Raw genomic sequence first — 16,374 nt, forward strand, 5'->3', positions numbered from 1 at the left:
AGCGGGCACGCACCAAAGATACTCGCGAGATATGTCGTCTGGGCGCTCACATTTTTGGGCAGGGGTCCGTTTGGGAACTCAGAAGAGCTCAACTGGTAGGCAACAATGTTATCGAAAACGTATCATCTCAAGTTTCCAAGCCTCGATGCGGCACAGATCGCGGCCCCTTTCATCACGGAGATTCTGGGGAATGCGATTCCGGAATGCCGTATCTCAGGCCTGACCGTCATGATCGGCAAGGAGGGGGACATTTCCGTCAACCTGTTCTTCCCGAGTATCGCGGATCTCAAGAACTTCGAAAAGAAACATGGGGGCTTCATCCAGACGATGAAGAAAACATTTCTCTTTCGATCTACCGGGTTCGAGGGGGTCTGTATTTTCAATTTCGATGGGAACGCCGAAGATGCCGCCTGAGCGCGGGATTTAGTCTGGCACGCCGGTTGCATCGGCGCATGCAGATGTCACCGGCTAGCAGGCCGACAGATTGAGAAAGACCTGATCACATGGCGAGTGTGTTCCCAAACAAGCTGTGTCCTGAACGAGGGCCGCAGGCATGACGGCGCGTGCAGAGCAGGTGCCCGAGCAGGCCTCTGGCGGGGCGTTGCTTCGCGTCTCGTCGGACAAGATCGGGCGATTGATGGACCTCGTGGGCGAGTTGTCGCTGTCGGTGTCTGAAACCATCAACGCGCCGGAACTGGCCAATCTCGACCTTGTGGGGTTCGAGGCGGCGGCACATCGGCTGTCGATGATCGTGGGCGAGGTGCAGGATGCCGCAAGCGAATTGCGGCTGGTTCCGGTGGATGAGGTGTTTCGCAGGCTCAAGCGCATGGTGCGCGAATTGCAGCGTGAAACCGGCAAGCAGATCGACCTTGAGATGCGTGGCGAGGATACATCCATCGACAAGCTGGTAGCGGACCGTCTTTATGATCCGTTGCTGCATGTGGTGCGCAATTCCGCCGATCACGGACTAGAGCCGCCGGCCGAGCGCGAGGCGGCGGGCAAATCCCCTGCGGGCCGCATTATCCTGTCTGCCGCTCAGGTGGGCAGCGAGGTGCGTATTCAGGTGATCGACGACGGGCGCGGGCTGAACCGGGGCAAGATCCTGGCCAAGGCGCGCGAGCGGGGTCTCTTTGGCCCGACCGAAGAGCCCGAAGATGCCGCCGTGTGGAAGGTGATCTTTGAGCCCGGTTTTTCGACCGCCGAAGCCGTGACAACCCTATCTGGGCGCGGTGTGGGTATGGATGTGCTCAACACCACCATGAAAGATTTGCGGGGGCGGATCGGGGTCCAGAGCGAAGAAGGCAAGGGCACGACCGTGTCGCTGCATATTCCGGTGTCTTTGGCCTTTCTCGATAGCGTGATCCTGCGGCTGGGCACGCAGCTTTATTGTGTGCCCATCGACGATATTGCCGAGATCGTCAAACCGGGTCTCGGGGATCATCTGGCCCTGTCCGCCGAGGGCGGATGCGAGATGTTGCGACAGCGCGACCGGTTCATTCCGGTGTGCCGCCTTGAGAAGTTCTTTGACGGTATGCGCAGCGAATTGCCGCCGCTGTCAGAGATGGTGTTCATCGTGTTCGAGTCGACCTCTGGGCCGATTGCGGTGCCCGTTGATGAAATCCTTGACCGTCAGCAGGTGGTGATGAAGCCGCTTGAAGGCACGCTGACACGGGTGCGCGCGAGCTGGGGCTTTGCTCTCTTGTCTTCTGGCGAGGTGGCGATGGTGCTCGATTGCGAGCGACTGGCAAACGGGGGCGGGCGCTGATGCAGGTCTATGCGGATCAGGCCGGATTCGAGCAGTTGCGCGATTGGTTGAGCCGCCGCTGCGGAATCACCTTTGGTCCGTCCAAGGCTGATCTGCTGCGGCAGCGTATGGAGCGCGTGTTGCGGCGGTTTGATCTGCCCGATCTGAACCATCTCGCGCGCGAGTTGGACCGCGTTGGCGCGCAGGATCTACAGCTTGCGGTGCTGCACGCGGCCTCGATCAACCACACCTATTTCTTTCGCGAGATCGAGGTGTTGGATCAGTTCATGAACCTTGCCCTGCCCGAACTGAAGGAGCGGCCTGAGTTCCGCTTTTGGTCGGCAGCCTGCTCGAGTGGCGAAGAAGCCTATACCGTCGGCATGATGCTGGCCGACCGGTTGGGGCCCGCGGCGCTGAACCGCACGCATATTCTGGGCACTGACATCAGCGATCCGATGGTCGAGCGGGCCGAGTTGGGCATCTATTCCCACCGCCAGTTTTCGCAGACCGATCCGATGGTGCTCAAGCGTTGGTTCGAACCTGCGGGGCTGGATCAATACAGGGTGGCGCCCGAGTTGCGTCGGGCCTGCACCTTTCGGCGCATGAACCTCAAGGCGACACCCTATCCGTTCAACCTTCCGTTTCAGGCCGTGTTCTGCCGGAACGTGCTCTATTATTTCGACCGGGCCGATCAGGTTGCCACGGTGAATGCCCTCTATGACGTGGTCGAGCCGGGTGGCTGGCTGATCACCTCTGTGACGGAATCCGTGCGCCAATTGGGCACCCTATGGGAGCCTGTCGCCACCGGTCTTTACCGAAGGAGGTCATGATGACCCGCTCTGCTGCACCCGTCACGGTGCTTGTCGTAGACGATTCAAGTTTTTTCCGGCGTTTTCTGACCCGGACGCTTGGTGCTGATCCCGGCATAGAGGTGATCGGCGAGGCCGCGAGTGCCGAAGAGGCGCATGAGTTTGTCATGGCGCGCCGACCGGATGTGATCACGCTTGATCTGGAAATGCCGGGGCTGGGCGGGATGCAATTCCTGCGTCAGACTGTGGCGCGGCTGCGAATTCCCACGATCGTTGTCTCGTCAAGTACTCAGCTTGGGGCGCGCCGCAGTATCGAGGCGCTCGAGGCTGGGGCGGTCGATGTGATGCCCAAGCCGCAAGGCGTGGCACCGGGGATGGTCGACAATATCGCGTTGGCGACCATTGCTGCGCGGGTGCGGGCGGTGGCACAGGTCGATATGCACCGGATGAAGTCGCCGGTTTCGGATCCAGCGCCAGTGCCGTCGCCGACACTGGCCGCTCCTGTTTTATCGCGCGATTGGGTGATCGCGCTTGGCGCGTCGACAGGCGGGGTTCAGGCGCTTGGCTCTTTGTTGCAAGCACTGCCTGCCAATTGTCCGCCTGTCGTGATTGTTCAGCATATGCCTGCAGGTTTTACCGAGGCCTTTGCTCGACGGCTTAACGCGACCTGCGCCATCGAGGTGCGCGAGGCGCAACATGGCGACCGTCTGAGCCCTGGCCTCGCCCTTATTGCGCCGGGGGGCGAGCGGCACATGCGGCTGCGCCGCGCCGCTTCGGGTACTTTGGCGGTCGAGCTGGTGACGGGCGATCCGGTTTGTTTTTCGATGCCTTCCGTCGACGTGCTGCTGACATCAGCCGCGCAAGTGGCTGCGCCGCGCCTGAGTGCTGCTGTGCTGACCGGCATGGGCAGCGACGGGGCCAATGGCCTGCTGGCTGCGCGTCTTGCCGGGGCGCAGACCTATGTGCAGGACGAAGCAACATCGCTGGTCTTTGGCATGCCTGCACGCGCCTGGGAGAGAGGGGCTGCGCTGGCGCAAGTGCCGCTCGACCAGATGGCGGCGCAATTGCTGGCTTCGGTTGGCACGACATCTGCAACCCAGCGGGCACCCGCCGCCCCGGCCCCCCGAATGACCCATAGAGGAGTCTGACCATGACCAAAACCGCGTTTGCCGATACGCAGACACCGCAGACCGAGCTTCAGGCCGAGCCGTCGGATTCCATTGAGACCATGTATCTGACCTTTCCGGTCGGCTCTGAGCTCTACGGGGTTTCGATTGGCGTCGTGACCGAGATTGTCGGATTGCAACGCATCATGAGCGTGCCCGACGTGCCGCATTACATCAAGGGCGTGATCAACCTGCGTGGCAAGGTGATCCCGCTGATGGACGTGCGGCTGCGCTTTGGCATGCCGGACAAGGCCTATGATGACCGCACCGTGGTGATCGTGTTGCAGGTCAATGATGCGCCGGTGGGCCTGATTGTCGATGGTGTCAACGAGGTGCTCGATATTCCGGCGAACCAGATTGACCGGACGCATAGTTTCTCGGGCTCTGAGGGCCGCAGCCTTGTGTTGGGTCTGGGCCGTCTGGAAGAGCGGGTGGCCATCCTGCTCAATGTCAACCTTCTGGTCGAGGATGACGCGCTTGTCCCGCCAATGATGGCCGAGGCCTGATCCATGGTTGCCCCAGAACCCAATCCCCCGGAGACCGATCCGGACCTTGTTTTCACGTCCCGGTCGGCCGCAACGCCGACGACGGAGACATCCTCCCCCCAGCCCGCGCCGGACCAGCCCGCCGGCGACACCGAAAGGAAAGAACAAATGACCTCGCAATCCCCGCGCGACAGCAAACCCAAGGCCAACGACACCATGGACGATATGAAAGAAATGGATTTCTCGAAGCGCGTTGTGGCCACCACGCTGTTGGCCTCGCTTGGCAATCCCATCATGGTTGCGGATGAGGATTACAACATCCTCTACTGCAACGAAACCGGGTTCCAGATGTTTGAGCGGATCGAGAATGACATCCGGCGCGATCTGCCGAATTTCCGGGCGCGCGACATCATCGGCAAGAATGTCGATGTGTTCCACAAGAACCCGCATTACCAGCGGCGTATCATGGACAACATGACAGGTCCGCACGAGGGGGCGTTTACCGTCGGAGGCATCTCTCTGGAGTTCACCGCGACGCCCGTGCCGGGCGTCGAGCGCGGCACGCAATTCGTGCTGGTGGAATGGCGGGATGTGACCGAGATCAAGCGCGTCACGGCCGAGAATGACCGCACGCTGGATCAATTCCGGCTTCTGCTCTCCGAGATGGAGAAAATGGCCGCGGCGCATGATGCGGGCGATATCGATGTCTTCATCGACAGCAACACCTTTGACAAGGCAGAGGTCCGCAAGGCGGCAGAGATGCTCAACGCTATGGTGCTGGCGCATATCGAGACCAAGAAGCTGGCGATGGGTGTGTTTGAAGAGTTCGGCGAAGGTAATTTCGATGCGCCCTTCCCGCAGATGCCGGGCAAGAAGGTGTTTCTCAACACCATCATCGAGAAGGTGCGCGGCAACTTCCGGGGGGTCGTTGCTGAAATCCGCACGCTGTCGGATTCCATTGTTGCAGGCAATCTTGACGTGCAGGCCGACCTGTCCAAGTTCAAGGGTGAATACCGCAGTGTGATCGAGTCTTTCGAGCAGGCGTTTGGCAGCCTCAACAGTGCCTTTGCGGTGATTGCAGAGCAGGTGGATCAGGTGGCGACAACGGTCACTCAGGTGGCCCATTCGAGCCAGACGCTCTCGACCAATTCACAGGTCGCCTCGGCCTCGGTCGAAGAGGTGTCTGCGTCGGTCAACCAGACAGACCAGCAGGTGCGCGCCAACGCCGAGTCGACACAGAAAGCGTCGAAATTCGTGGGCAGCGCCGTGGGTCTGGCCGATCAGGGTGCCGCCAAGATCAAGGACATGGTCACCGCCATGCATGGCATCAAGACCTCGTCTCAGGACATTGCCAAGATCATCAAGGTGATCGACGAGATTGCGTTCCAGACCAACCTTTTGGCGCTCAATGCGGCGGTCGAGGCGGCACGGGCTGGGCAGCACGGGCGCGGCTTTGCGGTGGTGGCACAAGAGGTGCGCAACCTCGCCGGGCGCTCTGCCAAAGCAGCGCGCGAGACCTCGGATCTGATCGAGGATGCGTCGAACCGGGTGAATGCGGGTGTGCGCATTGCGGATGAGACATCCGAAGCCTTCACCGGCATTTCCCAGCAGATCACGCAGGTCAAGGAAATCGTCGAAGAGATTGATCGCTCTGGCGCGGAACAGTCACGCGGCGTGGCGCAGATTTCGATGGCGATGACCGAAATCGCCAAATCCGCGCTCGATTCCAGCCAACAAGCGGATGAGCTTGCTGCCGGAGCCGCCGAGATGAGTGCGGCCACCCAGCAGATGAAAGAGGAAATCGGCCGCTTCAAGCTGCGTCGCACGGCTGCGGCTATGCCGATGGGCGGCTTCAACGGTCTGACGCCCGAGATGATGGCGCAGATTCAGGCGATGATGAGCGGCAAGCCCAACGGACGTCTGAACGGCGGCGGATCGCTTGATCTCGACGCACGCGGCTTTCACGGCTTCTGAGGCAAGCGGGGGGCGGCCCGGTGCCGCCTCATTCCCGCGCAATTCCAGATAATTCGGAGTAATGACGATGGTTTACAATGTAATGGTGGTGGACGATGCCGCAATGATGCGGCTCTACATCTCCAGCTTTCTGAAATCCCGCAAGGATTTCAAACTTGTGGCACAGGCCGCCAATGGGCAAGAGGCGCTGGACAAGTTGCCGGATCTTCCGGACCTTGACCTAATCCTGCTCGATATCGAGATGCCGGTGATGGACGGGTTGGAATTTCTGCGTCACGCCAAGCTCAAGACGCGGGCCAAAATCTGCATGCTGTCCTCGGTGACGGTGCAGGGGTCGCCCTTGGCTGCCAAGGCGCGCGAACTGGGGGCGGATGGGGTGGTTTCCAAGCCCTCTGGCACGGTGTCGCATGACCTTGAGGAAAAGACCGGAGACGAGTTGACGCGCGTAATGCGGGCGCTGGTCGGGGCCTAAGGGCCGGAATGCAACCCACTGGGCGGGTGACACCATGATGGACGAGATGGACGAAATCTGGATGCTGTATGCCGATGACGGCGCGCAGTCCCTTGACGCTATGGAAGCGGCGCTCGATGCCCTTGAAGGGGGCGCAGGCGATATGGGCGCGCATATCGGCGCTCTGTTCCGGGCTGTCCATACCTTCAAGGGCAACTCGCGCGTGCTGGGACTGGCCCAGGTCGAGGGGCTGGCGCATCTGGCCGAGGATCTGATCGGGCTGGTTCGCGATGAAGGCGTGCCGATGAGTGGTGAGATCACCGACATCCTGATGCGCACCGGCGATGCGCTGCGCGGGATGCTGGAAGAAACCGCCGACACCCGCGCCGATGTAGAGCCAGGACCGACGGCGGGGCTGAAACAGGATTTGCGCGCGATGATCGGGCGGCTGACAGGGCGCGAGGCCGAGGCACCCGCGGCCCCGTCTGAGGACAAGGCCGCCGAGCCGCAGAATGAGGCAGCGCCTACGCCCGCTGACGTGCAAGAAGAGCCGGAAGCCGCTCCACCCGCGCCCGCACCCAAACCCAAGGTTCCGGCCTTTGATATGGGTCTGGCGGGGTTGCTGGATCAATTGGATGGCGGCGATGGCGCGGATTTCGACGAATTCGAAGGTGACGATGACGAGCCGGAGTTTGACCAAGACCTAGCCCCCGAGGCAGAGGCCGAGGAAGAGCCTGACGTTGAGCCCGAGCTGGAGCCAGAGCCAGAGCTGGAGGCGGAGCCCGAGCCTGAGCCCGCACCGCAGGTCAAGACCGTAGCCGAGGTTACAGAAGGCAAGCTCTTGGCACCTGACCCGGAGCATCACAAGATTTTCAACGATATGGCCGTCAAGGCGTGCGACGGGCTTGACGCTCTGCTTGCGGATTGGGCCGAGGACAGCAGCCCACGTGCTGCGCGCAAACAAGCGGATAACCTGCACTATGCGGCCGGGCAATTGAACCTTGCCGATTGGCTGGCCCTGTTGGGACCGTTTCTAGATGCAGATGCCCCGGACCTTACCGCAACCCGCGATCTGAGCAAGGCGATGCGTCGCCTGTTGGGCGGAGAGAGCGCCGAGCCTGAAGCGGTGGACATGCCCGCCCCAGAGGCACAGCCAATGCCAGCGCCGGCCCCGGTTGCGGCCCCTGAGCCAGAGCCTGAACCCGAGGTTGCGGCCGCCCCTGAACCCGAGGCTGCGCCGCAAAAGAAAACCAAAGCACGGCCCAAACCCGTTGTCGAAATCACCGAAGGCAAGCTGCGGGCAGACCCGACGTATCATCAGATCTTTGCCGATATGGTGGCCAAGACGCTCGAGAAACTAGACGCGCTTTGCTCGGATTGGTCAGAGGCGACAAGCCCAGCCTCTTTGCGCAAAGAAGCGGATGGCCTGCGCTATGCCGCGCGGCAATTGGATTTGGCGGACTGGGTTGCGCTGCTGGACCCGATAGCCGACGCCACAGGCATGAGCCGCCCCGACGCCGACGGCCATGTCGCCGCGCTGCGGGCCCGTTATGCCAAGGATTTCACGTCCGGTCACATCCCCACGCCCACGCCTGAGCCGGTCGATGCGATCAGCGATGGTCGCGCGTTCTTCAACGCGGTTGCAGAGCTTTATCCGCTGATTTCCGACCAAGGCATACGGATGGCGGGCCAAACGCCCTGCACCATGGACGAGCGGCGCGATTTGGCGGAACGGATTGCCGATCTGGCCGCGCCACGCGGCTATGTGCGGCTGGTCGATAGCGCCCATAGGCTGTCGCAAGAGCCTGCAGGCCAGGCTTACCGCGCGGCGGAACTGGCGCTGTATGAGGAATTGGTCAGCGTCGAGCGCAGCCTGCCCGCCTCGGTCTTCGATGCCGAAAGGATGGCACCAAGCAAGCTTTTGAGCATGTGGTGTGCCGATCATATCTTTGAGACGCTGCAAAGCCTGCGCAAGGGTCTGGAGGCGCGCGGTGGCGAGGCAGAGGCCAATTGGTTCCCGGCCTTCGACACGTTGATGCGGCAGGTTCATTTCGCCTGTTTGAACTATCGGATCGACACCGCGTCGCAACTGACGATGGCGCTGATTGATCTATTCGCGCGGGTGCGCGTTGATCAAAAGGCACCAGATGTGATCCTGCTCCAGATGGGGCGCGGGTTCATCGATACGATGGAACTGGTGTTCGATGCGCTGGATCAGGGCGATACGCCCGATACGTCGCGGATCGAAAAGATGTTTGAAGAGGCGACCAACGCCTGTTTCGTAGCCAGTGGCGTGATGACCGCCAAGAGCATCGAGACGCGGTTGGGCCTGCCACCGGAATTCCACCGCGTGATGTCGCCCGAGAGCGTCAAGACTGCCCATGAGGCGATCAAGGAAGGCTTGCATTTCTACGTTTTGCGCGCCGATCTGAATGATGATGACGCGCTGGCGCAGGGCTTTCTTGAGTGGATTACCACTGGCGTCGTCCGCATGATCACCAACGTGACGGTGTTCTTGGATAAGGCAACCCTGTTTGATTTCCTCGTCGCCTCGACGTTGGAAGAAGATCGGATGGTCGAGCGGCTTGCCATGCTCGACCCAACCGGCGCGCGCCTGATGATGGCGCGGGCGTTGCGGGTAAGTGAGGCATCTGAAAGCGATGCCGTCGAACCGGACACGCTCGACCTGATCCCGATGTCGGATGTTGGCGACAGCCTCGCGTTGCTCGAGGCGGTGGGGGCGATTTCCGCCAGCCATGCGCAGCTTGAGCATGAATTGACGCAGCTGGCCTCGGTTGATCTGGTGCAGGATGTGCTGGAGGCGCTGCGCGTCGCCGGGGTGGGTGAATTGGAGCAGCGTGTGCGCTCTGTCCTGCGCGACCGTTTGGAGCAGCATCATCTGCGGCTTCAGGAAATCAGCGAGTCCGGTGCGCAACTCTCTACAGAGCTGTCACATCTGCAACAAGAAAGCGTGGCGCAGCGGTCGCGCCCGGCCGAGGTGCTGTTGCGTCCGCTGAAGGCCTATGTCGCCACACGCGCGCGCAAGATCGGGGTCGATGCAACTGTCACCTATGTGGGCGGCGATGCAATGCTCGACCAAATGTTGATCGAGGAATTGCGCGGCCCGCTCAAGACCCTGGTCAATCTGCGACTGGCGGGAGAATACCCTGCCTCGCGGTTTCATATCTCGGTCGAGGCCGAAAGCGATCACGTGCGCGTCGAGCTGACCGATAACAGCCCCGAGGCTGCGACAGCCCCCGCCTATGCTGCGCTGGCCGATGAGATGGCGCGCAAAAAGGGTGCGCTGCGCCGCGTCAGCCTGCCCGCTGGGGCCGGGGTGCGGTTCCATCTGCGCGTGCCGCAGCATATGATCGTCCTCGATGGCATGGTCGTCCGAGTGGGGCATGTGCGCTATGTGCTGCCTGTGGACACGATTCACCGCATCCTTCAGACCGACCGGCTTTTGCCTGTGTCGGCCTCTGGGGCAACGCGGATGCTCAATATCGATGAGGGCGCGCTGGTGCCGGTGCATCCGCTGATGCCAGAGGCCCCCGAGGCGGCGCGGGGTGCACGGCTCTATGTGATTTTGAGCAGCAACGAAACGCGCATCGCCATTCCGGTGGACGAACTCTTGGGGCAGCAGCTTGTGATGCTGCGTCCATTGCAGGGCGTTCTGTCGGGGATGCGCGACATGAGCGGTATCGCCGTCCTGTCGGGGGGCGAAGTGGGCATGGTCGTGGCCGTCAGCGCCTTGGTTTCGGGCGATACGCGCACAGCGAGCGTGGCCGCGTGAAACTCTGCCCCGGTGGTCATGCCACCGGGGCTAACATCCTGACGCATTTTGCCGTTTTGAAAAACAGATCTGGCAATCATGTCAAAGGAAGTTTCGATGAGTTTCGCCTTCGCCCGTTCCCGTTACCGTCAGGCCGAGACCCTCGTGCAGGAGGCGGCCACCGACCCCTATGACATCGTTTTTGTCACGCTGCGCGAACTCAACCGCTCGCTTGGTGTCTTGGCGCGCACCCAACAAGAGGCGCGCCCATTGCCCTCTGATCACGTCAATCGGGTGTTGACTGCGATTTACATCCTGCAATCCAGCCTTGATTTCGAGGCGGGTGGCGATCTGGCAGGGGATTTGTTCCAGCTGTACGAATTTGCACGGTTCCACGTGCTCAAAGGTCTTCGGGGCGAGGAGGGCGCGCGCCTGACCGAGGCCGCCGCCGCCATGGGCGATATTCTGGACGCCTGGCAACAGATCGGATCTCAGGTCAAGGCGCAGGCGGTATGACACGTGTGGTACAACAGATGACCTATAGCCTTCTTGGCGATCAGATCCGTAACTTGACGACCGCGCTTGTCGCAGCAGCCGAGACGGGCGATCACGCGGCGGTATCGCGTGCGGATCATGCCCTGCGCTGCGCGGTCATTGCCTTGGTTGGCGGTGCCTCTCTCGCAGAGGATGGCGCGCAGGACCGCATCGCGATCCTGGCCGAGGCGCTGGATGCCGTGCGTCGCACCGCCGATATGTTATCGGCCAAGGCGGCGCGGCGGGCAGGGCAGGGGCGGGCCAATCTGGTCTATCTGAACTGCGACCGCAAGGTGGGGCCGCGCTGATGGCGCCTGCGTCTGAAACGGCCTGCGGCACCTGTCTGCGGCTGCGCATGTTTCTGACGATTGCGGGCGCGTTGATTGCCGGGCTCTACCTGCAACCCGGATGGGCCACGGCGGTAGCGGGGTTGATGCCGGCACCTCTGTTGATCGGCTGGGCAATCTGCGGTTTTGGAACTCTGGGTTTTGCGCTGCGCCTGCGGCATCATCTGCGGCATCAGCGCTAAAGAAAACCCGGCACGCCCTCAGCAGAGGCGACGCAGAAGCCGCACCAAACCCCAGACATGCTGACGCCGGGGTTCGCCATGTTCATCACATAGGACAAGTTCCACGCCCACCTTGTGCGGATCGGTGCCGGGGGCGGGTATGAAGGTCTGGCGCATGGCGATCATGGGATGTCCTTTCTCGGGCTTGGTATTTGTTTTCGGGCTGCAAGAAGCCTGCCAATCAGGGGGCATGAGCCCAGTCGAGGATCAGAACCTCAAGAATGGCGGGCTCTTCGCCCATGGCGATCAACCGGGCGTTCATCGCCTCTTGCAGGGTTTCAGGCAGGCTGCTGCGCAGCGCCGCAAGGCGTGTATCGGCAGGCAGGGTTTCAGCGGCGCGCAGCATGACATCGGCCAATTCGGCCTGCGCCTCTTGCTGGCGATCAGCCAGTCGCGCCATAAGTTCAAGACTGCCTGCCTCGCGCAGGGCAACGCCCAAGCCGATGCTGAGCGTGCCGCCACCCTCGGGCAGCGACACCGTCACAGGCAGGCTGAGCGGCAGATAGCGGCGCGGCTCTGGCCCTGTGGGGGCCTCTGATGCGGGCGCGGGTGCCGCTGTGGGCTGTGGCACCGCAGGCGTCTGGTTCAGGATCCAGAGACTGGCCAAACCAAGCGCGATTGGCCCGAGACTTGCAGTCACGGCAAAGACAATCAGCGGTTGGCGAGGAGAAATCCGGGTCATGTAAGGCAAAGAGCAAGGATCGCGCCAAGCGGTGCTAAACTGGCGGTCTTTTCTGTCGTTGTGATTGCGTGGGGCCGTGTCGCCCGAGCGACACAAAGGAACCAAAAGGAGTGGGCAGAGTGGCGGGCGCCTTGTCGAAATTCAGGATTCTGCGCCGGGCTGCGGGACAGGCCACACCGGGCCAGACACCGGATGCCTTTCCTCTGGTGCGGCGAAGCACCAATCTGCATGACATTTCACTGGTCGAGCGGCATTTGCCGGAAATCCTTGGGCGGGCCTTGGCGCGCAGTTGGATTGATCGTGCGTTCAGCACTGCCCTCTTGGCCGATCCCAAGGCGCTGCTTGCACAGCACGACATTCACTTGCCCGAGGCGGTTAGTATCGAGGTGGAAATGACCCCGACGCAGCGGCATCGTCTGGTGGTCTATGAGCAGCGCCCCGATGGCGAGCGGCGGCGCATGATGTATCTGCAACTCGTGATGATGGCGGGCAAATAGATGCGGCGCGTTCTGCTGGTCTCTGCGCTCTGGCTATGTGGCGCGGCGGCGATGGCCGGGTCCACGCCGGATTTCGGTCGCGCTGTGGCCTTGGCTCAGGATGGGCAGGCGGGCGCTGCCGTGGCGATTTTCGCGGATCTGGCACAGGCCGGGCACCGCGCGGCACAGGTCAATCTGGCGGTGATGCTGGCGCGGGGGCAGGGTGTGCCGCAGGACGATCAGGCGGCGGCCTATTGGGCGTGGCGCGCCCGTCTTGCGGGCGAGATGCGGGCGATGGAGGTCAGCGACCTGTTGCTGGGGCGGCTGACAGAGGCGGCGCGCGCCCGTCTGGCCGACCGGCTGATTGCCGATCTGAGCGCGCGGGCCAAGGACGGCGTGCCGGGGCAATTCGCGGCGATTGGCCGGGTTGAGGCGCAGTTGCGCACGCCTGCGAAAATGGACGAGGCGGCGCTGTGGTTCACGCTTGGGGCCGCGTTTGAAGAGCCGGGTGCCGTGGCGCTGCGCGAGGTGGCGATGGCCGATCTGGAGCCAAAGGCACGGTTGGCGGTGCAGGAACGCGCAGGCGCAGAATTTGTCAAATGGTGTGCAGACATGCCCGCCGAGGCGCGCCCCGAGGCGTGCGGGCGTGTGCCTTGAACGGCCCGAGGCCGCATTTTTCGAACATGGGGCTAAAATTGCCCACGCATTGGTCGTAAGACCTGATTGGGCTGGCACGCGGCTTGCAGACTGAGATCGAACAGAGACCTCAGGAAAGGCAGCGCCGATGTCCTCGAACGTGATGCATGTGGCCAAAACCGGGCTGAACGCCCAGCAGGCCCGCATTCAGGTGATTTCCAACAACCTGGCCAACGTCAACACCACCGGATTCAAGCGCGACCGCGCCAATTTCGAAACGTTGCTCTATCAGACGCTGCGTCCGGCGGGAGCGCAAACCTCGGAAGCCACTGAACAGACCGCGCCCACCACGTTGGGCACGGGTGTGCGCCTTGTCAGCACCGAAAAGATGTATACCCAAGGCAGCCTGACCACGACCGACAACGCGCTTGATCTTGCGATTGACGGCAAGGGGTTCTTTCAGGTGCTGATGCCCGACGGGCGGATCGGCTATACCCGCAACGGCACGTTTTCCCAGAATGCCGATGGCGTGCTGACCACATCGAGCGGTTATGTCGTGCAGCCCGAAATCCAGATCCCCCCCGAGGCCACCAGCATCAGCATTTCCCGCGATGGCATCATCAGCGTGACCCTGCCCGATGCGGTCGAGGCCGAAGAGGTGGGGCAGTTGACCCTTGCGCAATTCGCCAACCCGCGCGGGCTAGAGCCGGTGGGCGAGACCTTTGTGGTCGAGAGCACCGCCAGCGGCGCACCGGTTGTGGGCAATCCGCTTGAGGATGGCATGGGCGATCTGGTTCAGGGCGCGCTTGAAACCTCGAATGTCAATGTGGTGCAAGAGCTGGTCGAAATGATCGAAGCGCAGCGCGCCTATGAAATCAATTCCCGCTCCATCTCGGCCTCGGACGAGATGATGAGCTATCTCGCCAACAACCTCTGAAGGGGACCATGATGCGCCGTTTCACCTGCACCGCCGCCGCGCTGATCGCGCTGGCGGGCTGCTCCACCAAGATCGAGGAAGCGGAATCGGAGCTTTACGCACCGGTTTACCCGGTCGAAGAGGTGCAGCAATCGCGCCTGATGCCCACCGGTTCGATCTATGCCGGATATTCCAACGGTCTTTTCGTGGCCGACCGGCGCGCGCGTGCCGTGGGCGATATCCTGACGGTCGAATTCTCGGAACGGTTCGCCGCCAGCAAATCGCAGGCCGCGGGATCAAGCAAGACCGACAGTTTCGAGCTGGATTTGCCCGACGTTCTGTCCTTTGGCTTTGACGATGGGCGCCTGACCAGCGGCACCACCCGCAGCTATGCCGGGCGGGGCAATGCCACGCAGTCCAATTCGCTGACGGGGCGGGTGTCGGTTTCGGTGGTGCGGGTGCTGCCGGGTGGGAATCTGGAAATCATCGGCCAAAAGCAACTGACGCTGAACAACGGTCAGGAATATATCCGCCTGCGCGGTGTTGTGCGGCCTACCGATATTTCCGCCGATAACGTCGTGCGCTCGGACCGGATCGCCCATGCCGAGATCAAATATGTCGGGGCCGGTGACGTGGCCGATACCGCCAAACAAGGCTGGCTGCGCCGCGCCTTTGAAACCGTGTCGCCGCTATGATGGCCCCCGGTATGCTGCGGTTTCTGCTGTTGCTTGTCTGCCTTGTGCCTGGGGCGGCGCTGGCGGACCGGCTCAAGGATCTTGCCGATGTGGCCGGAGTGCGGTCAAACCCGTTGGTGGGCTATGGCCTGGTCGTGGGCCTCAATGGCTCGGGCGATGGCAATTCGGGGCTGACGCGGCAATCCATGCAATCCATCATCTCGCGCCTCGGGCTTGAGGTGGGGACCAATGATCTGGATGCCAAGAATGCGGCGGCGGTGATGGTGACGGCGGAATTGCCGCCGTTTCTCAAGCCCGGTCAAGTGCTGGATGTGACGGTCTCGACCGCTGGCAAGGCCAAGTCGTTGCAAGGTGGCACCCTCTTGATGACGCCGCTGATGGGGGCCGATGGCGAGGTTTACGCCATCGCCCAAGGCAATATGGTGGTTGGCGGTCTGGGGGTGCAGGGCGGTGACGGCTCGTCTGTCGTGGTCAATGTGCCCACCGTGGGCCGGGTGCCGCGCGGTGCCACGGTTGAGCGTATGGTCGAGACGTCGTTTCTCGAAACCGAATATTTCGTGCTGAATCTTAATCGCCCGGATTTCTCGACCGCGAGCAATGTGGCCGATGCGATCAATGCGCAATTCGGCGACGGCGTGGCCGTGGCCTTTGACGGCAGCTCGGTGCGGGTGCGTGCGCCTGCCGATCCGGCGGCGCGGGTGCCGTTCATGGGGCTTTTGCAGGATATCGAGGTCGATCCCGCTGCGCCGCCTGCCCAAGTCATCGTCAATGCGCGCACTGGCACGGTGGTGATCGGGGGCATGGTGCGGGTGACGCCCGCCGCCGTGTCGCATGGGTCGCTGACCGTACGGGTGAACGAGGATTTCAACGTCGATCAGGCCGCGACGGTGGTCAATGGTCAGGATGGGGGCGTGGTGGTGCCGGGCAATGCCGTGGTGACACCGGACACACAGATTGACGTGGAACAGGAAAACAATCCCGCCTTCGTTTTCGATCCCGGTGTGTCGCTGGCTTCGCTGGTTGATGCGATCAATGCCGTGGGGGCAAGTGCCGCTGATCTGGTGGCCATTCTTGAGGCGCTGCACCGTGCGGGTGCGCTGCGCGCCGAACTGATCGTGATCTGAGGAGCGCGCCGCCATGACCCTGCCCCCGCTTGCCACAGCGTTTGACGCGCGCCAGACCGCCAGCCTCTCGGATGACCGCATTGCCGCCAAGGCCACGCGCGACGAGGATCGGCTGCGTGGCGCGGCAGAGGGGTTCGAGGCGCTTTTTCTCAATCAGATCCTACAATCGGGGCGCGCTGCGTCGTTTGGAGATTCGTTGACGGAAAGTTCTGCGACCCAGACCGCTCAATCCTTGCTTGACAGCACGCTGACCGAAGTCGGGGCCGGGCGTTCGGGTCTGGGCCTATCAGAGGCAATTTATCGCCAGTTTTCCGCCCATCTGGGTGGGGTTCAGGAGTAAAC

Annotated in this window: 19 protein-coding genes; 17 read left to right on the forward strand and 2 right to left on the reverse strand. The window is 62.2% G+C overall.

Going from position 1 to position 16,374, the window contains the following annotated elements; all coding sequences use genetic code 11:
• Window positions 1–105: 105 nt before the first annotated feature.
• The 11 genes from GC127_RS13305 to GC127_RS13355 all read left to right on the forward strand — a co-directional run bounded on the left by GC127_RS13305 (window position 106) and on the right by GC127_RS13355 (window position 11,464).
• Window positions 106–414: a hypothetical protein gene (locus GC127_RS13305; protein WP_008279897.1), complete on the forward strand. Its 309-nt coding sequence runs from the start codon at window positions 106–108 to the stop codon at window positions 412–414.
• Window positions 415–553: 139 nt separating this feature from the next.
• The gene (locus GC127_RS13310; protein ID WP_008279898.1) at window positions 554–1,765 is read left to right on the forward strand and encodes a chemotaxis protein CheA; all 1,212 of its coding nucleotides are present in this window, start codon (window positions 554–556) and stop codon (window positions 1,763–1,765) included.
• Window positions 1,765–2,574, forward strand: a complete 810-nt coding sequence (locus GC127_RS13315; RefSeq protein WP_008279899.1) for a protein-glutamate O-methyltransferase CheR — start codon at window positions 1,765–1,767, stop codon at window positions 2,572–2,574. Before GC127_RS13310 ends, GC127_RS13315 begins: the two co-directional genes overlap by 1 nt.
• Window positions 2,574–3,701 carry a chemotaxis-specific protein-glutamate methyltransferase CheB gene (gene cheB / locus GC127_RS13320; protein ID WP_254700102.1) on the forward strand — a complete coding sequence of 376 codons (1,128 nt, stop codon included), beginning with the start codon at window positions 2,574–2,576 and terminating at the stop codon, window positions 3,699–3,701. Before GC127_RS13315 ends, cheB begins: the two co-directional genes overlap by 1 nt.
• A 2-nt stretch (window positions 3,702–3,703) precedes the next feature.
• Window positions 3,704–4,225 carry a chemotaxis protein CheW gene (locus GC127_RS13325; protein WP_081507917.1) on the forward strand — a complete coding sequence of 174 codons (522 nt, stop codon included), beginning with the start codon at window positions 3,704–3,706 and terminating at the stop codon, window positions 4,223–4,225.
• Window positions 4,226–4,372: 147 nt separating this feature from the next.
• Window positions 4,373–6,178, forward strand: coding sequence for a methyl-accepting chemotaxis protein (locus GC127_RS13330; protein WP_199861250.1), 1,806 nt, complete (start codon window positions 4,373–4,375; stop codon window positions 6,176–6,178).
• Between the two features lie 67 nt (window positions 6,179–6,245).
• The gene (locus GC127_RS13335; RefSeq protein WP_037273780.1) at window positions 6,246–6,650 is read left to right on the forward strand and encodes a response regulator; all 405 of its coding nucleotides are present in this window, start codon (window positions 6,246–6,248) and stop codon (window positions 6,648–6,650) included.
• 34 nt (window positions 6,651–6,684) lie between these two features.
• A complete protein-coding gene (locus GC127_RS13340) occupies window positions 6,685–10,422 on the forward strand; it encodes a chemotaxis protein CheW (protein ID WP_151978558.1) in 3,738 nt (1,245 codons plus the stop codon).
• A 96-nt stretch (window positions 10,423–10,518) separates the two neighbouring features.
• Window positions 10,519–10,917 carry a flagellar export chaperone FliS gene (locus GC127_RS13345; protein WP_008279906.1) on the forward strand — a complete coding sequence of 133 codons (399 nt, stop codon included), beginning with the start codon at window positions 10,519–10,521 and terminating at the stop codon, window positions 10,915–10,917.
• On the forward strand, window positions 10,914–11,243 hold the full coding sequence (locus tag GC127_RS13350; RefSeq protein ID WP_081507919.1) for a hypothetical protein: 330 nt from the start codon (window positions 10,914–10,916) through the stop codon (window positions 11,241–11,243). Before GC127_RS13345 ends, GC127_RS13350 begins: the two co-directional genes overlap by 4 nt.
• On the forward strand, window positions 11,243–11,464 hold the full coding sequence (locus GC127_RS13355; protein WP_151978560.1) for a hypothetical protein: 222 nt from the start codon (window positions 11,243–11,245) through the stop codon (window positions 11,462–11,464). Before GC127_RS13350 ends, GC127_RS13355 begins: the two co-directional genes overlap by 1 nt.
• Window positions 11,465–11,482: 18 nt before the next feature.
• On the opposite strand, the gene GC127_RS22845 is transcribed toward GC127_RS13355, so the two are convergent.
• Together GC127_RS22845 and GC127_RS13360 are read right to left on the reverse strand one after the other, a co-directional pair.
• Window positions 11,483–11,629, reverse strand: a complete 147-nt coding sequence (locus GC127_RS22845; protein ID WP_008279909.1) for a hypothetical protein — start codon at window positions 11,627–11,629, stop codon at window positions 11,483–11,485.
• Between the two features lie 55 nt (window positions 11,630–11,684).
• Complete coding sequence (locus GC127_RS13360) at window positions 11,685–12,185, reverse strand: hypothetical protein (RefSeq protein WP_151978562.1); 501 nt, start codon at window positions 12,183–12,185, stop codon at window positions 11,685–11,687.
• 119 nt (window positions 12,186–12,304) lie between these two features.
• Here GC127_RS13360 and GC127_RS13365 point away from each other — a divergent pair, with 119 nt between their 5' ends.
• From GC127_RS13365 to GC127_RS13390, 6 genes are all read left to right on the forward strand, one after another.
• A complete protein-coding gene (locus GC127_RS13365; protein ID WP_050775728.1) occupies window positions 12,305–12,682 on the forward strand; it encodes a hypothetical protein in 378 nt (125 codons plus the stop codon).
• Complete coding sequence (locus tag GC127_RS13370) at window positions 12,683–13,318, forward strand: hypothetical protein (RefSeq protein WP_151978564.1); 636 nt, start codon at window positions 12,683–12,685, stop codon at window positions 13,316–13,318. It abuts the gene before it with no gap.
• Window positions 13,319–13,445: 127 nt separating this feature from the next.
• A complete protein-coding gene (gene flgG, locus GC127_RS13375) occupies window positions 13,446–14,234 on the forward strand; it encodes a flagellar basal-body rod protein FlgG (RefSeq protein WP_008279913.1) in 789 nt (262 codons plus the stop codon).
• Between the two features lie 11 nt (window positions 14,235–14,245).
• The gene (locus tag GC127_RS13380; protein WP_232279161.1) at window positions 14,246–14,908 is read left to right on the forward strand and encodes a flagellar basal body L-ring protein FlgH; all 663 of its coding nucleotides are present in this window, start codon (window positions 14,246–14,248) and stop codon (window positions 14,906–14,908) included.
• Between the two features lie 11 nt (window positions 14,909–14,919).
• On the forward strand, window positions 14,920–16,032 hold the full coding sequence (locus tag GC127_RS13385; protein ID WP_037297111.1) for a flagellar basal body P-ring protein FlgI: 1,113 nt from the start codon (window positions 14,920–14,922) through the stop codon (window positions 16,030–16,032).
• Window positions 16,033–16,045: 13 nt separating this feature from the next.
• Window positions 16,046–16,372, forward strand: a complete 327-nt coding sequence (locus GC127_RS13390) for a rod-binding protein (protein WP_081507926.1) — start codon at window positions 16,046–16,048, stop codon at window positions 16,370–16,372.
• Window positions 16,373–16,374 lie beyond the last annotated feature (2 nt).

Source organism: Roseovarius sp. EC-HK134 (genome assembly GCF_902498815.1).
Classification (GTDB): Bacteria; Pseudomonadota; Alphaproteobacteria; order Rhodobacterales; family Rhodobacteraceae; genus Roseovarius; species Roseovarius mucosus_A.